The sequence below is a fragment of the Variovorax sp. PBL-H6 genome, assembly GCF_901827155.1.
In the GTDB taxonomy this organism is placed as follows: Bacteria; Pseudomonadota; Gammaproteobacteria; order Burkholderiales; family Burkholderiaceae_C; genus Variovorax.
In genome coordinates this window covers 1963502-1978904 of the sequence record NZ_LR594659.1, presented here as the reverse complement: position 1 = coordinate 1978904, position 15403 = coordinate 1963502, and the positions used below count along the sequence as shown (strand labels likewise).

Annotated in this window: 17 protein-coding genes, 1 tRNA gene and 2 pseudogenes; 11 read left to right on the top strand and 9 right to left on the bottom strand. The window is 63.4% G+C overall.

The window, feature by feature from the left end; all coding sequences use genetic code 11:
• Positions 1-24 precede the first annotated feature (24 nt).
• The 6 genes from pepN to G3W89_RS09475 all read left to right on the top strand — a co-directional run bounded on the left by pepN (position 25) and on the right by G3W89_RS09475 (position 4700).
• Positions 25-2718, top strand: coding sequence for an aminopeptidase N (gene pepN, locus G3W89_RS09500; RefSeq protein WP_162577406.1), 2694 nt, complete (start codon positions 25-27; stop codon positions 2716-2718).
• Between the two features lie 38 nt (positions 2719-2756).
• Positions 2757-3764 (top strand): class 1 fructose-bisphosphatase, encoded by a 1008-nt coding sequence (locus tag G3W89_RS09495; protein ID WP_162573847.1) that lies wholly within the window; start codon positions 2757-2759, stop codon positions 3762-3764.
• An 11-nt stretch (positions 3765-3775) separates the two neighbouring features.
• Positions 3776-3851 (top strand) — tRNA-Thr (locus tag G3W89_RS09490).
• A gap of 183 nt (positions 3852-4034) precedes the next feature.
• Positions 4035-4229 carry a YodC family protein gene (locus tag G3W89_RS09485; RefSeq protein WP_162573846.1) on the top strand — a complete coding sequence of 65 codons (195 nt, stop codon included), beginning with the start codon at positions 4035-4037 and terminating at the stop codon, positions 4227-4229.
• Between the two features lie 13 nt (positions 4230-4242).
• Entirely contained in the window at positions 4243-4431 is a 189-nt protein-coding gene (locus G3W89_RS09480; RefSeq protein ID WP_162573845.1) for a YodC family protein, read from the top strand.
• 2 nt (positions 4432-4433) lie between these two features.
• Entirely contained in the window at positions 4434-4700 is a 267-nt protein-coding gene (locus tag G3W89_RS09475; RefSeq protein WP_174258247.1) for a DUF6953 family protein, read from the top strand.
• A gap of 33 nt (positions 4701-4733) precedes the next feature.
• Here the strand turns inward: G3W89_RS09475 and G3W89_RS09470 are convergent, their stop codons facing one another.
• Positions 4734-4982, bottom strand: a complete 249-nt coding sequence (locus tag G3W89_RS09470) for a hypothetical protein (RefSeq protein ID WP_162573844.1) — start codon at positions 4980-4982, stop codon at positions 4734-4736.
• 140 nt (positions 4983-5122) lie between these two features.
• Here G3W89_RS09470 and G3W89_RS09465 point away from each other — a divergent pair, with 140 nt between their 5' ends.
• Positions 5123-5584 carry a hypothetical protein gene (locus G3W89_RS09465; RefSeq protein WP_162573843.1) on the top strand — a complete coding sequence of 154 codons (462 nt, stop codon included), beginning with the start codon at positions 5123-5125 and terminating at the stop codon, positions 5582-5584.
• 333 nt (positions 5585-5917) lie between these two features.
• Here G3W89_RS09465 and G3W89_RS09460 read toward each other — a convergent pair whose 3' ends face one another.
• The 3 genes from G3W89_RS09460 to G3W89_RS09450 all read right to left on the bottom strand — a co-directional run bounded on the left by G3W89_RS09460 (position 5918) and on the right by G3W89_RS09450 (position 8712).
• Positions 5918-6892, bottom strand: coding sequence for a Bug family tripartite tricarboxylate transporter substrate binding protein (locus tag G3W89_RS09460; protein WP_162573842.1), 975 nt, complete (start codon positions 6890-6892; stop codon positions 5918-5920).
• A 31-nt stretch (positions 6893-6923) separates the two neighbouring features.
• Positions 6924-7688 (bottom strand): SDR family oxidoreductase, encoded by a 765-nt coding sequence (locus G3W89_RS09455; protein ID WP_162573841.1) that lies wholly within the window; start codon positions 7686-7688, stop codon positions 6924-6926.
• A gap of 70 nt (positions 7689-7758) precedes the next feature.
• On the bottom strand, positions 7759-8712 hold the full coding sequence (locus G3W89_RS09450) for a 2-hydroxyacid dehydrogenase (protein ID WP_162573840.1): 954 nt from the start codon (positions 8710-8712) through the stop codon (positions 7759-7761).
• Positions 8713-8826: 114 nt separating this feature from the next.
• Between G3W89_RS09450 and G3W89_RS09445 the strand changes: the two genes are divergently transcribed.
• Positions 8827-9981 carry a citrate synthase family protein gene (locus tag G3W89_RS09445; protein WP_232076433.1) on the top strand — a complete coding sequence of 385 codons (1155 nt, stop codon included), beginning with the start codon at positions 8827-8829 and terminating at the stop codon, positions 9979-9981.
• Positions 9982-10062: 81 nt separating this feature from the next.
• Positions 10063-10287: pseudogene (locus tag G3W89_RS33655) on the top strand (GntR family transcriptional regulator); the annotation flags it as partial.
• A 112-nt stretch (positions 10288-10399) separates the two neighbouring features.
• Here G3W89_RS33655 and G3W89_RS33250 read toward each other — a convergent pair.
• A pseudogene (locus G3W89_RS33250) lies at positions 10400-10557 on the bottom strand (quinone oxidoreductase family protein); the annotation flags it as partial.
• On the opposite strand from G3W89_RS33250, the gene G3W89_RS33245 reads away from it, so the two are divergent.
• A complete protein-coding gene (locus tag G3W89_RS33245) occupies positions 10508-10708 on the top strand; it encodes a hypothetical protein (RefSeq protein WP_162572176.1) in 201 nt (66 codons plus the stop codon). The pseudogene G3W89_RS33250 and the gene G3W89_RS33245 sit on opposite strands and share 50 nt — an antisense overlap.
• 271 nt (positions 10709-10979) lie before the next feature.
• Here the strand turns inward: G3W89_RS33245 and G3W89_RS09430 are convergent, their stop codons facing one another.
• A complete protein-coding gene (locus tag G3W89_RS09430) occupies positions 10980-13268 on the bottom strand; it encodes a response regulator (RefSeq protein WP_162573838.1) in 2289 nt (762 codons plus the stop codon).
• 13 nt (positions 13269-13281) lie between these two features.
• A complete protein-coding gene (locus G3W89_RS09425; protein ID WP_162577404.1) occupies positions 13282-13719 on the bottom strand; it encodes a response regulator in 438 nt (145 codons plus the stop codon).
• Positions 13720-13968: 249 nt separating this feature from the next.
• On the opposite strand from G3W89_RS09425, the gene G3W89_RS09420 reads away from it, so the two are divergent.
• The gene (locus G3W89_RS09420) at positions 13969-14778 is read left to right on the top strand and encodes a response regulator (protein WP_162573837.1); all 810 of its coding nucleotides are present in this window, start codon (positions 13969-13971) and stop codon (positions 14776-14778) included.
• Between the two features lie 15 nt (positions 14779-14793).
• Here G3W89_RS09420 and G3W89_RS09415 read toward each other — a convergent pair whose 3' ends face one another.
• Together G3W89_RS09415 and G3W89_RS09410 are read right to left on the bottom strand one after the other, a co-directional pair.
• Positions 14794-15054 (bottom strand): hypothetical protein, encoded by a 261-nt coding sequence (locus G3W89_RS09415; protein WP_162573836.1) that lies wholly within the window; start codon positions 15052-15054, stop codon positions 14794-14796.
• Between the two features lie 63 nt (positions 15055-15117).
• Positions 15118-15396 carry a hypothetical protein gene (locus tag G3W89_RS09410; protein WP_162573835.1) on the bottom strand — a complete coding sequence of 93 codons (279 nt, stop codon included), beginning with the start codon at positions 15394-15396 and terminating at the stop codon, positions 15118-15120.
• Between the last annotated feature and the right edge of the window lie 7 nt (positions 15397-15403).

Sequence of the window (15403 nt, the reverse complement as noted above, 5' to 3'; positions counted from 1 at the left end):
AATCCATGGAGACACCTGATGTCGATGCTCATGCGTGATGCCCAAGCCGAACCTGTCGCGATCCGCCGCGAGGACTACCGCGCTCCTGCTTACTGGATCGACACCGTCGACCTGACCTTCGACCTCGACCCGGCCAAGACCCGCGTGCTCAACCGCATGCGCCTGCGCCGCAACCCGGACGTCGCGCCCGAGCCACTGCGCCTGGACGGCGACGAGCTGAACCTCGCGCGCGTGCTGGTCGACGGCCAGGGTGCCTCCTTCCGCATCGAGGCCGACCAGCTGGTGATCGACAACCTGCCCGAGGCCTTCCAGCTCGAGCTCTTCACCACCTGCGCGCCCTCGAAGAACACCAAGCTCATGGGCCTGTTCGTGAGCGAGAACACCTTCTTCACCCAGTGCGAGGCCGAGGGCTTTCGCCGCATCACGTACTTCCTCGACCGGCCCGACGTGATGGCGAGCTACACGGTGACGATCCGCGCCGCCAAGGCTGCCTACCCGGTGCTGTTGTCGAACGGCAACCTGGTCGAGGAGGGTGAACTCCCGGAGGGCCGCCATTTCGCCAAGTGGGTCGACCCGTTCCGCAAGCCCAGCTACCTTTTTGCGCTGGTGGCCGGCAAGCTCGTGGCGCGCGAGCAGCGCATCAGGGCCCGCAATGGCAAGGAGCACCTGCTGCAGGTCTACGTGCGCGCCGGCGACCTCGACAAGACCGAGCACGCGATGAACTCGCTGGTCAACTCCGTGATGTGGGACGAGGCCCGTTTCGGACTGCCGCTGGACCTGGACCGCTTCATGATCGTCGCCACCAGCGACTTCAACATGGGCGCCATGGAGAACAAGGGCCTGAACATCTTCAATACGAAGTACGTCCTGGCCAACCAGGCCACTGCCACCGACGCCGACTACAGCAACATCGAGAGCGTGGTCGGCCACGAGTACTTCCACAACTGGACCGGCGACCGCGTGACCTGCCGGGACTGGTTCCAGCTTTCACTCAAGGAAGGCCTCACGGTCTTTCGCGATCAGGAGTTCAGCCAGGACCTGTGCGCCGATGCCTCCGCGCGCGCCGTCAAGCGCATCGAGGACGTGCGCGTCCTGCGCACCGCCCAGTTCCCCGAGGACGCCGGCCCGATGGCGCACCCCGTTCGGCCGGACAGCTACATCGAGATCAGCAACTTCTACACCGTCACCATCTACGAGAAGGGTGCCGAGGTGGTGCGCATGATGCAGACGCTGGTGGGCCGGCAGGGATTCGCACGCGGCATGACGCTGTACTTCGAGCGCCATGACGGCCAGGCCGTGACCTGCGACCACTTCGCGCAGGCCATCGCCGATGCGAACCCCGATTCGGAGCTGGCGCGTCTCTTGCCGCAATTCAAGCGCTGGTACAGCCAGGCCGGCACGCCGCGGCTGGCCGCGCACGGCGTGTACGACGCCGCCGAACGCACCTACACGCTGAGCTTCGTTCAGAGCTGCCCACCCACGCCGGGCCAGCCCTTCAAGGAACCCTTCGTGATCCCGGTCAACCTCGGCCTGCTCGGCCCGGACGGGCGCGAGCTGCCGCTGCAGCTGGCCGGCGAGGAAGCCCCGGGCGCGGGCACGCGCACCCTGGTGCTGACGCGCGCGGACGAGCAGTTCACTTTCATCCACGTCGATGCCGAGCCGGTGCCGTCGATCCTGCGTGGCTTCAGCGCGCCAGTGATCCTGGATTACGAGTACAGCGATGCCCAACTGCTCGCGCTCATGGCGCACGACGCCGATCCTTTCAATCGCTGGGAGGCCGCTCAACGGCTGGCGTTGCGCGCCGCGATCAAGGCAATTCACGCGCCGGTCGCCGGTGCCATCGAAGCGCCGCTCGACGAAGCTTGCCTCGAAGCCATGCGCCGCGTGCTCCGCGACCCCGGGCTCGACGCCGCCTTCAAGGAGCTGGTGCTCACGCTGCCCTCGGAAACCTACATCGCCGAGCAGTTGGAGATGGTCGATCCGCAGCGCGTGCACCTCGTGCGCGAGGCCATGCGCGCCCAGCTCGCCGCCGGCCTCTTCGCCGATTGGGAGCAGGCGTACGAGGAGCACCGCGACACCGGCCCGTACAGCCCCGACCCGCGCTCCTCCGGCCGCCGAGCGCTGAGCGGCCTCGCCCTTTCCTACCTCTGCCTGGCAGCGCGCGCGAAGGGCGACACGGTCTGGCCCGGCAGGACGCTGCAGCGCTTCAAGGATGCCGGCAACATGACCGACCGCTTCAACGCGCTCCAGGCACTGGTGTCCTCGGGCCACGCCCTGGCGGCGCAGGCCCTGGCGCGCTTCCACGCGATCTTCAAGGACGAGGCGCTGGTCATCGACAAGTGGTTCTCGCTGCAGGCCGGCGCGCCCGACCGCGGCGGGGACATCCTGCCGTTGGTCAAGCAGCTGATGAAGCACCCCGACTTCTCGCTCAAGAACCCGAATCGCGCGCGCAGCGTGATCTTCAGCTACTGCAACGCCAACCCGGGTGCGCTGCACCGCCCCGATGCGGCAGGCTACGTGTTCTGGAGCGATCGCGTAATCGAACTCGATGCCATCAACCCGCAAGTCGCCGCGCGCCTGGCGCGCGCGCTCGACCGCTGGAGCAAGCTGGCCGAGCCTTACCGCAGCGCCGCGCGCGAAGCCATCATGCGCGTGGCGGCCAAGCCCGATCTCAGCAAGGACACGCACGAGGTCGTCACCCGCGCACTCGCTGGATAAGTCATCCCGAATCGACAGGTTCCCTCTGGAGTCATTGAATGCCCAATAATGTTTCGCTCACCCGCTACCTCATCGAACAGCAGCGCGCCGACGGCCTGATCCCCGGCCAGCTGCGCCTTCTGCTCGAAGTGGTGGCACGTGCCTGCAAGAGCATCAGCCAGGCCGTCAACAAGGGTGCGCTGGGCAACGTGCTCGGCTCGGCCGAGAGCGAGAACGTGCAGGGCGAAGTCCAGAAGAAGCTCGACATCATCGCCAACGAGGTCCTGATCGAGGCCAACGAATGGGGCGGCCACCTGGCTGCCATGGCCAGCGAGGAGATGGACAGCATCTACGTGGTGCCCAACCGCTACCCCCAGGGCGAGTACCTGCTGCTGTTCGACCCGTTGGACGGCTCCAGCAACATCGACGTCAACGTCAGCATCGGCACCATCTTCAGCGTGCTGAAGAAGCCCGAGGGCTCGCCCGGTGTGCAGGAGTCCGACTTCCTGCAGGCCGGCAGCAAGCAGGTCGCGGCCGGCTACTGCATCTATGGCCCGCAAACCACGCTGGTGCTGACCGTGGGCAGCGGCGTGGCGATGTTCACGCTGGACCGCGAGCAGGGTTCGTTCATGCTCACGCAGGAGGACATCCAGATCCCGGCCGACAGCAAGGAGTTCGCCGTCAACATGAGCAACATGCGGCACTGGGACGCCCCGGTAAAGCGCTACATCGACGAATGCCTGGCCGGCAAGGACGGCCCGCGCGGCAAGGACTTCAACATGCGCTGGATCGCCAGCATGGTGGCCGACGTGCATCGCATCCTGATGCGCGGCGGCGTCTTCCTGTACCCCTGGGACAAGCGCGAACCCGAGAAGGCCGGGAAGCTGCGCCTGATGTACGAGGCCAATCCCATGAGCTGGCTGGTCGAGCAGGCCGGCGGCGCCGCCACCAATGGCCGCCGACGCATCCTCGACCTGGAGCCCGCCAAGCTGCACGAGCGGGTGGCTGTGGTCTTGGGATCGAAGAACGAGGTCGAGCGGCTGACCGGGTATCACGAGCCGCTATAATCGCGGGCTTAGCCGGTGTAGCTCAGTCGGTAGAGCAGCTCATTCGTAATGAGAAGGTCGGGTGTTCGATTCATCTCTCCGGCACCATTTCATGCGGGAAACCGCGATAGTAATTAGTAACCGAAACTAGCTGATGTCATTTTTGATGACAGTCAGTTTTTCAGAAGCCTCCCCTGCGGAGGCTTTTTTTCGTCGCCGTACTTGAACCGCTCACGTGCTGCCCTTACGTTACTGGTTCCAAAACAACTCCGTACGGAGGAGGAGAAAACTATGGCAACAGGAAACTCTTTCAAGCTTGGCGAACGCGTCCAGCTGAACGTGGGTGGCCCCACGATGTCCGTCAAGCGCATCACGACCGGTACGCCGCCGAATTACGAATGCCAGTGGTTTGCGGGCAAGAAGCTGGACAGTGGAATCTTTGCCCCTGAGCAGCTGGTTCGAGTTACGGACGACGACGCTGCGTAAGGCGACACAGATCATGGCAACAGCAGCACCCACATTCAAGATCGGCGACACTGTGAGGCTCAAATCGGGCGGCCCTGAGATGACCGTCAATAGCGTGCCCGACCACTACAACTCGCATTACAACTGCCAATGGTTTGCTGGCAAGAAGCTCGAATCGGGCGGATTTCAGCCAGCGGCGATTGAGCTTGTCGAGAAAGAGTAACCGTGAAGGCTGACGAAGTCGCACAGTGGATGCTTGCGCAGGTCGAGAAGGACGGCTGCATCTATCAAGACGATGTGGTTGATCACTTGGTCAAGGCCAAGGCTGACGACCTGCTTCGAGAGAACGCGGACGGCAATCTTGTAATCGGCAAAGCCGTTCTGGATGCGTTCAAGAAGATCACAGAGACGACCGTTGTGTGGGTCCGCTCTGAGTTCTACTGGCGCTGGCGAGTAGCTGAAGACGAACCAGGCCGCGAAGCCCGAGGATGAAAAAAGGCTCCACACAGGAGCCTTTTTCTTTGGTTACTTGCTTGCCTGCTTGAGTAGCTTTTCGGCTTGCCTGAACAGGACAACGTTCTCACCCTGCCCTGCCTTCGCGTCTTCCTTCTTGATGTTGTACTCCTCAGCCAAAGCTGCTTGGAACTTCATCAGCAACTGGACGGCACTGAGCGTTTCCTTGATCACATTGATCTGGTCCTTGCGACGACAAACAGCATCACGGTCACGTAGGTCACCAACAGGCACCAATGTCAGACCGGCCAGTGCAGACACCTGCGAGAGCAGAACGGCTGGCAAATCAGATGAGGACAGGTGCTTGGGTCTGAAGCTCCCGGCTGGAAAAAATCGACAAATACTTCGTTCTTATTTGAAAACCAATTTGCGAACCGTGACTTTTTGCGTATGTTCTACGCATGGACTTCGATCTCAACGCAGCAATCACATCCCTGGCACCTCTGCTTGCCATCCTTGCTTCATGGCTGCTCAACCGTCACAGGAAGCCGCAGACGGCCAGTCAGCCAGTTGTGATCGTCGTCACCCAGCCTACAGCTTTGAGAAGGAAGCGGTCGATAGCTAAAACCAAACAGGAACCTCCATCGCTGACGCATACTGTGGATTCATACAGTAGTGAGCGAACGATGAAGGACGTGGAGTTTTTTCAGTGGTACATCCCAGACAGGTTGACCGGTAAGCCGTACTTCTCGCGATGGAAGATGAGCGAGGACCACGCACAGAAGATGTACCCGGGCTGCAAGAAGGAACCGGCGACACGCGAAGTTCGGTTCATCGCCACGACTGAGGAAGAGCGGATCGACTTCGCTACGTCTGCGCACTCGAAGATCAAGCCTGGGAATGCAGGCCGTGACCCAAGCTGAGGACATTCCCGGCAGGTGATGACACCACTGAACATGCGGCGCATCTCATTAGGGTAACGTAACCCTATTGATTCCCCTGGTAAACTGCGGACAGTTTGACGGCCACAAGGCCTTCGTAATGAGAAGGTCGGGTGTTCGATTCATCTCTCCGGCACCAACATAGAAAAGGCCCGGATGCCATTAAAAATGGCATCCGGGCTTTTTTCTTTGGTGATGTGAGGGCCGATGCGGTCTTCGCGAGAATCCTCGCCTGCGATCAAGCCAGCCCTTGCACTTTCCGTGAGCTACCGGACCGAGAGTGCGGCCATCACGTACTGCAATGATGGTGTCGGGTCACTCCGCCGAGATTCCCGCCTCCTTGACGACCTTGCCCCATTTGGCGAGATCGGACTTGATGAGAGCGGCGTACTCCTGCGGCGTCCCGCCCTGGATCTCGATGCCGGCAGCTTCCAGCTTGCTTCGCACGTCAGGCAATTTAAGCGCCGCATTGATCTCGGCATTGAGCTTCGCGACGATCGCCTTGGGCGTGCCGGCGGGCGCCAGGAACCCCCCGTTGGTGTTGGCGTCGTAACCTTTGAGCCCCTGCTCTTCTGCTGTCGGCACGTCCGGCAACGAGGATATCCGCTTGCGGGTCGACACGGCAATTGCACGGACGTTGCCGCCTTTCACCTGCGACTGGATCGCGCTGATGGTGTCGATATAAAGGGCGGTGCGCCCAGCGATCAGGTCGGGTTGGGCCGCCGCCGAGCCCTTGTAGGGAACGAGCAGCATCTGCGTGCCGCTCGCCATGCGGAACATCTCAGCCGCCATTTCCTGGGCGCTGCCGCGGCCGGAGGTGGCGACCTTGGCGTCGTTCGGATTGGCCTTCATCCAGGCGATGAACTCGGGCAGCGTCTTGGCCGGAATTTGCGGATAGATGGCGAACACCAGCGGCACTTCGTGCGTGTAGACGATGGGCTCGAAGCTTTTCTCCGGGTCCCATCCAAGGTTCTTGAACAGGAACTTGTTAGTGTTGTGGCTACCGCCCACGATGCCGATCGTATAGCCATCAGGCGCCGACTTGGCGAGCGCGTCGGTGCCGAGATTGTTGGATGCACCGGGGCGGTTATCGACGACCACGGGCTGACCCAGCGAGGCCGCCAACTTGTCTCCGACCACGCGCGCAATGGTGTCGATGGCGCCGCCTGGCGGGGCCGGCACGATGATCTTGATCGCGCGATTCGGATAGGCCTGGGCTGACGCGAGGGTCGGCGCCACGGCCAGGGCCGCCGCGACGGCCATAAGCTTGAACAGGGAAGTCAATTGCATGTGAGTCTCCTTTTTGGGTGGATCGATCCGCTCAGCCGCGCCCGATGAAAGGCATGGTGCTGGCCATGATGGTCATGTTCAGGATGTTGGCTTCCAGCGGCATCGCCGCGATATGCCGGACAGCGTTGGCGACGTGGATCGCCTCCATCATGGGTTCGGCAGCGACGCTGCCATTGGCCTGCAGCACTCCGCGCGTCATGCGCTCGGACAGCTCGGTCAACGCGTTGCCGACGTCGATCTGGCTGGCCACGATGTTGAATGCGCGGCCGTCCAGTGCCAGGGCCTTGGTGATTCCCGTCACCGCGTGCTTGCTGGCTGTGTAGGGTGCCGTAAAGGGGCGCGGCGTGTGCGCCGAGATCGAACCGTTGTTGATGATGCGCCCGCCTTGCGGCGACTGGCGGCGCATCAAACCGAAGGCCGCGCGTGCGCACAGGAACACGCCCGTGACGTTGGTGTCCATCACGCCGAACCATTTTTCCAGCGGCAGTTCGTCGATCGGGACGGCAGGAGCGTTGACGCCAGCGTTGTTGAACAGCAGATCCAGTCGGCCATGGGTGCGCTCGACGGTGGCGAACAACGCATCGACGCTGTCTGGCACGGTGACGTCGGTAGGCACGGCGAGTGCCGATTGCCCGCGCGCTTCGGCCTCAGTCGCTAACGCCTGCAGCGGCTCGGCGCGACGGCCTGCCAGCACGACGGACCAGCCGTCGTTCAACAAGCCGAGCGTCACGGCGCGGCCGATGCCACTGCCGGCACCGGTGACCAGTGCGATTTTTCGGGGGACGGTTGTCGTCAAGATGTGTCTCCTGTCATGTCTGTCGATGCATGTTCAAAGGGGTCGGCCCTCGCGGCCGGACATGCAGAACTCAGGTTGTCAGGCTCAGTGCCGGACGCTCGCCCGCCAGGGCGCTGGCGACGCTGTCGAGCACCATCTGGCCCATGGCCGTCCTGGTCTCCCAAGTGGCGCTGGCGCGGTGGGCCTGGAGCGTGACGCGGTCCGACTGGCGCAGCAATGCGGGAACGCGTGGTTCATCGACAAACACGTCCAGGCCGGCCCCGGCAATGCCCCCCTTGGCGAGCGCCTGCGTCAGGTCGGCCTCGTTGACCAGGCGGCCACGGGCGACGTTCACCAGGAAGCCGCGGGGACCCAGCGCTTCGAGCACGGCTGCATCGACGATGCCTTCAGCCTTGTCCGCAGCCGCGCAGAGAACCAGCGCATCGGAGTCGCGCGCGAGGTCGACCAGAGACGGCACGAAGCGGTGCGCGACACCGTCCATCGGATGCAGGTCGGTGTAGCTGATCGGACAGCCGAAGGCCGCCGCCCGGAGCGCGACGGCGCGCCCCACCCGCCCCAGGCCGACGATGCCCAGGCGCATGCCGCTGAAGCGCCGGGCCAGGGGAATGGCGCTGGGCTGGGGGCGAAGCTCCCACTGCCCATCGCGCACGAAGCGGTCGCCGGCGCACAGGTTTCTGCACGCGGCGATAAGGAGCCCGATGGCCAGATCCGCCACGTCTTCGGTCAACGCGCCGAGCGTCGCGGTGACGGGCAGGCGACGCTCCCGGCAGTACGCCAGATCGACTGCGTCGGTGCCGACGCCGTTGATCGCCACCACCTTGAGCCCCGGCAATTGCTCGAGCATCGCCCGCGAGATTCCGGTGTGGCCGCCGGTGATCACCGCTTCGATCGAGCCTCCATGTTGGCGCAGCCAGGCCTCGTGGTCAGACAGCTCGAAGAGCCTGTGCACCGTGTAAAGCGATGCGAGCTTGTCGTTGATCGCAGGGATCAGGATCGGATTGAGTTGCAGGACCTGGGATTTCATGCAAATGGGCTTTCGGAATGAGCGCATGTTAGAAATGGATTGATAAATAGGTCAATATTGATGTATAAAATCAATATATAAACTACCCCGCTTGGCATGCCTTCCTGGATTTCGATGGACGAGGTGTGCAGCCTCCTGGGGGTGCGTCCCCAGACGGTTTACGCTTACGTGAGCCGCGGCAAGATCGAGGTCATGACGGATCCCGCCGACTCTCGCCGCAGCCTGTATCGCGCCGAGGATGCGTCGGGGCTGGCCAGACGCAAGAAGGCCGGCCGCAAACACGAGACGCTCGCCGTCAATGCGTTGTTCGGTTCCGAACCCAGCATTCCAACAGCGCTTTGCGCCTTCTTCCGCGGTCGCCTCTATTACCGCGGACAGGACGCGGTGAGCATGGCCGCCGCCGCCAATCTGGAAGAAGTGGCCCGTCTGTTGTGGGATGCGGAGCAACCCGTTGACTTTTCTTCCCCTGCGGCGCTTCCGTCCCCGGGCTCAGGCAAGCCTGGGCGCGGTGTTGCGTTCGCTTCGCTCGCCGCTCTGGCTGCGACCGGACATTCCACCCGTGGACGCCTGACGCGGGTGCTGCACGGCGAGGCTCAGAGTCTGGTGGGTCAACTGGCGAATGCGTTCGGCGCGCGGCACGGCGCCAAGCCCTTGCACCTGCGCTTTGCCCAAGGATGGAAGCAATCGGCCAAGGTGGCTGAGTTGCTGAGAACGGCTATGGTGTTGCTGGCCGATCACGAACTCACCAGTTCTGCGTTCGTCTCGCGCATCGCGGCATCAACGGGCGCCTCGTTGCCGGCCTGCGTGCTGGCCGGGTTGACGACGCTTTCGGGCCCACTGCATGGCGACGCCTCCGGCCAGGTGGCGGCGCTGTTCAGCGAGGTGGAAAGGCTCGGCGAAGACCGCGTGTTGGCCCACTACCTGTCGACCGGCTTGCCTTTGCCGGGATTTGGTCATCCGCTCTATCCAGACGGGGACCCGCGTGCGGCCGCTTTGCTGGCGCTGTTCGAACCCCCGCCGGTGATTGCGCGCTTCATCCACAAGGCGACGCAACTCACCGGCCTGAATCCCAACATCGACGTAGCCCTGGCCGGCCTGGTTGCACACCATCGGCTGCCCACAGATGCCGCTTTCGGTCTGTTCGCCACGGCGCGCAGTGTCGGGTTGCTCGCGCACAGCCTGGAGCAACTCGGCGTCGGTCAGGTCATCCGGCCCCGCGGGCGCTATGTGGGTCCGGCGCCTGAGGCATCGCATGGCAGCGTGCCCTGACGAGTCCATCTCATTGCTACTCTCCGGTCCTTCTGCAGCCCGAGAAAAGTTCGATTCGCTCGCCAGGCATCTGCCCGCTCTATGAATTCGTCTCCGACCAAGCTTCTCCGAACGCCGGGCATGTCACTCCACCGGCAGCTTTATATCGCTCTGCGCGCCAATATCCTGAACAGGACTTGGCCAGCTGGAAGCGCACTGCCGACAGAGGATGCCATGAGCGCGGAGTTCAACGTCTCTCGCGTCACCGTCCGGCGCGCACTTGCGGACCTTGCCGCGGATGCTCTCGTCGTTCGACGGCATGGCGTTGGCACCTTCGTGAGCGACAACATCGCTCTGCCGCGTCCGAATGCGACGCTGACGATGCTCGAAGAACTTCGAATCGCCGCCGGCGAAACGGATGTCCGGGTCCTCCGTCTTCGCCGGTTGTCATGTGGTCCCCCAGGCGGGGCCGCGTCAGGAACAGCGACCCGGCTTCACCCAACTCCAGCGGGTCGAGATCCGTCACCGAGCCCGACACCGAGCCGAGTTGACCACCAGCCCGCGCCTGCGTGTGCAACGAAAGCTCGAGCGCGGCGTGGTCGGCCATCCCTTGGGGATGATGCGCGTGAAGGCGAAGCCACACGCCGATGCGATGCAGCCGCAGCTGCACTTCGAGACGCTGAGCTTTCCCCGAAAGGCCCGACCCCTCACGGCGGGTGACGTGTTCGTGCCGAACGAAAGTGCGTGACCTGATGTCCTTGCGCGAGGGTACTTCCCGGTGCAACCTTGTCGGCACACGACAGGTTGGCATTGCCTCCGCGGACTCCTTGAGCGCAAAGCGCGCGGTCCCCAAGGTCTTCGGTCGGGATCAAAGGGCTTCCATGGTCCTCGCGTCCAATCAGATGCCCGGCATCCTTGCGGCCGAAGAGCCAGAACATCATCGGGGTGAGATTGGTGTCCAGCAGCGTCGGGCTGATCAGCGGGCCCGGACCCGGTTCTGCCCGAACCGCACGCCTCCCCTATCCACCGCAAAGCTTGGCAATGACAGCACGCAGGCGTACCGGAGCAACCGGTTTGTAGAGCAACGGCAGGCCATGCTGGCGGACAAAGCGCGCCGTTTGCAACGACGTGTCGCCCGACACGAGCACGGCCGGCAGACCGGGCCTGTAGCGGCTACGTATGCGGGCCACGATCTCCGTGCCCAGTTCGCCGGCATCGAGCCGGAGGTCGGAGATGACCAGGTCGGGCAAGACGGCCTCGTGCGCGAGCACGGCGTCGGCCTGGGACCCCGTGAGCGCCGACATCACGTGGCATCCCCAGCGCTCCAGGAGTTTTCGCGTTCCCTCGAGGATCAATGCGTCGTCGTCGATCAACAGCACCCGAAGGCCATCGAAGCGAGCGCCGGTCGAGTCGTCCGGCGGCTGGACCTGCGCCGACACCGATAGCTCCTGGCGCGCCTCGCTCAAGGGCACGCGCAACGAGAACCTCGAACCTCTGCCCGGTACGGATCGAAGCTGCACGGGGCATCCCAGCAGTTGGGTACAGCTGCGGACGATGGCCAAGCCCAAGCCGAGCGCGCCCTGGTCGCCCTCGCTCCTCTCGATCCGGTAGAACTCGCGGAAGACGGCTTCCTGGTGCTCGGCGGGAATGCCGATTCCGCTGTCCCAGACTTCAAGCCGTACATCCCGGCCCGACGGACGGCAAGCGACGATCACACCGCCCTTGTCGGTATATCGCAGCGCATTGGAAACGAGGTTGGTCATGACGCGCTCCAGCAGCGCCGGGTCGCTGTAGACGGTCAATGGCGACGACGCGACGACGAAGCGAACGTTCTTCTGCCGCGCGGCGAGCCCGAACGCCGAGCGCAGCCTTGCAAGCAGCGGCTCCAGTGGAAAGGCCATGAAGTTCGGGGCGATCATCCCCGTCTCCAGTCTCGACATGATCAAGATCGAATCGAGCAGCGACTGCGTGGAATGGAGCGCGGACTCCATGTGATCCAGGACTGGATACACGTGCTTGGGCAGCTTCGCGCACTTGAGATCGTCGATGAACAGCCCCAATGCGTGCATCGGCTGCCGAAGGTCGTGGCTCACGGCCGCCATGAAGCGGGATTTCGCGTGGCTCACACGTTCCGCCTCGCTTTTCTGTGCGGCAAGCGCGGCAAGCTCATGCACCCGTTCCTCGCGTTGCTTGTGGACCGTCAGATCCGTCAGGATCGCCAGCGTCCCGGCGTGCGCGCCATCCAGACCCGTCATCGGATAGAGCGACTCCATCACGGAGACGGTGCTCCCATCAGCGCGTCTGAGGGCAGCGCCACGCTCCTCTTGCGGGTCCTTGGCGGGCACGATCGACGATGCCTCACGCACCAGCATGTCGTCCAGTCGGCGTCCCAGGAGCTCCGTCGCCTCGGCCCCGAGCAGACTCGCTGCCCGCCTGTTGCAGAACGAGATCGCGCCGTCGGCGGCCAGCATGAGGACGCCGTCGCGGCCCGTGTCCAGCATCTGCCTAAAACGCTCCTCGCTGCCGCGCAGATGCGCCGCCGCACGTTCGCGCGAGCTGACGTCCTCGCCCAGGCCGCGGTACCCTGCGAACGCCCCGTTGTCGAAAACCGGCACGCCGCTGATGCTGATGTGCAAAGCCTCCGCACCGTCGCTCGCATGCCGGAATACGAAGTCCTGAAAGGGCTGCCTGCTCGCCAATGCCGAATGAAGCGTCGCCCAGGCTGCGACTGCGCCACCCGAAGCAGCCTCGTGCCAGCCACGGCCCAGCAACGCCGCAGGGTCGACGCCCGACTTCTCCAGCAACCCGTCGGAAAGATAGGTCAGCCGATGCTCGGTGTCCTGCTCCCAGTACCAGTCCGACGAGAGTTCGGCCAGGCTGCGAAAGCGCGCTTCGCTCACTCGGAGCCTGGTCTCGTTGTGCTTGCGCTCGCGCGCGTACTCCAGCGTCTTGACCAGGAGGCGGCCGGACAGGTCCTGCTTGACCAGGAAGTCCTGCGCGCCCGCCTTCACCGCTGCGAGCGCCACGGCCCGGTCCTCGTTCCCCGTCAACACGATGATGGGCAACAGCGCGTCGTGGCTCTGGATCCTGAAGAGCGTTTCAAGTCCGAAGCTGTCGGGCAGGGACAGGTCCAGCACGACCATGTCGGGTCGCTGCTCGACGATGCGCTGCAGGGCTTCGGCCAGCGTGCGTGCGTCGCGCATCCGGAAACCTTCACGGCCCACCTCGTCGATCAGCAGCTCCCGGATCAGTCGCGCGTCGCCGGGGTTGTCCTCGACCAGCAGGATGTCTTGCGCGAGTCCTTGCATGCGGATCTTGCTGCTATGGCTCGTCGGTGCGGGGCGGCAGCGACACGACTGACAACCAGAAGCGATCGATGGACCGGATCATCTCGAGGAAACTGTCGAAGTTCAGGGGATCCTTCGTGATGTAGCAGTTGGCGTGCAGCTCGTAGCAGCGAAGGATGTCCTCCTCGTCCTTCGACGTGCTCAGGATCACCGTCGGAATGCGGCGCAACCGAGGGTGTGCCTTGATGTTGGCAAGGACTTCGCGGCCATCGAGCCGCGGCAGATTGAGATCGAGGAGGATCAGGTCGGGCCTCGGCGAACCTGCATGCTCGTTGCGGCGATGCAGGTAGTCAAGCGCTTCGACGCCATCCTTGACCCAGTGCAGATTGCAAAGAACTTGGCACTCCTTCAAGGCTTCCAGCGTCAACCGCATGTCCGCAGGGTTGTCTTCCACCAGCAGGATCTGCGCCATCTTGGGGACAATGCCCGTACTCACCTGCAATCACTCCTTCTCACGTGCGTGCGCAGGTTCGCCATGGCGCATCCCCCCGCGGATTTTGATTATGGCGGCACCGCGCCACATAAGGCACATCACAAGCGAGCGAAGCGGGCCGCGTCTAGTGGAAAAATTATCAAAGGGTGCTAGCATGAACTCAGCCACGGCGGTGCGAGTCTCGACCCATCCAGATTGCCAGCGCGGCGCATTCGTATTACCAAAAGCATGATCTCCGAAAAGAGGACGCTTGAGCGTTCGTCGATCTCCGCCTCCGAAGCGGAGCACATGGCGGGCGGCGACGAACTCAAGATCCTGGTGGCCGACGATCATCATCTCGTCAGGGAAGGGCTCAAGCTGACGCTGCTCCAGATCGATGCTCGCACCCAGGTTCTGGAGGCAAGCACACTGGCCGAGGCCATCGATGCATTCCATGCCAGCCCGGACTTCGACCTGGTCCTGCTGGACCTCAACATGCCCGGTGCCGCAGGCCTGTCGGGTCTGGACACGTTCCTCGTGCAATGTCCAGCAGCACGCCTGGTCGTTGTCTCAGGCACTTACGACATGAAGACGGTCCAGACGGCCATCCAGAAGGGCGCACTCGGCTTCATCCCGAAGATGTCTGGCAAGCGGATTGTCCTGAGTGCGCTGCGCTTCATCCTGGACGGCGGGATCTACGTACCGCCGGAGTCATTCATTTCCGACAGTTCGCTTCAGGAAGGTGATGGCCTCTTACGCGCCACTCCCGCCTTTTCGACCAAGGCTGCCGCCAAGGGGCTGACCAATCGGCAGATCGATGTCCTCCGCGAACTCCTCGAAGGCAACTCCAACAAGCAGATCTGCCGCAACCTCAATCTCGCCATGGGAACCGTCAAGGCGCACGTTGCCGCGGTTCTGTCCGCGCTCAACGTCAACACGCGCGCAGAAGCCATCGCTGCCGCGGACCGACAGGGCCTTCGCCAGCTGCTGGAGCCACCTTCAAGCGGCATGCCCGCGACGCATGTCGGCGACCTGTCCGGCGGCGTGATGCGCAAGTAGCCGGTACAGCCGCAATCAACCAAACTTCTGCGTGGCCGTCTTGAGCGTGTCGCCGCGCTCCTTCACCATGGAGGCGCACATGTTGACCGTGAGGTTGTTCTGATTGACTTCATTGGTGTAGTAGAGCAACTGGGCGGCGTCCACATCTTTACCGGTCTTGATCTCCGCGAGAACCGCCTTGAGATCCTTCTCGGACGTGATGATGGCCGGCATCAACATGTCTTCCAGACTACCGAGGCTGACACCCTCGCCGCTCTTCGGCATTTCAAAAGCCATAGTTCGCTCCGTTAGTTGATCGTCCTCGACGGGAATGGCTCAACTGCCATTCACCCTATCGACTCAGTAACACGGCGTGTGCCTTGGTTCCTCACCTGACTGTCGTTGTACAGCGCCGGCGCGGGGCATCAGCTCCAGCACGGTCGCAGCGGCTCCAACAGCGGCAAGGGCCGCTTCTACGCGCCGGTAGGTCTCGCGGTCATGAAGCTGCCGTCTCGCAAGCGCGCAGGCGTTCTGCATTGCGCCCAGCCTGTCTCGCAGTTCCGCGCGGTACTGCCCGCTCGCGTCGTCGCACAGGCGCCGCTCCACGTCGAAGCCGGGTTGCTCTTCTTGCAGTGTCATGCTTTGC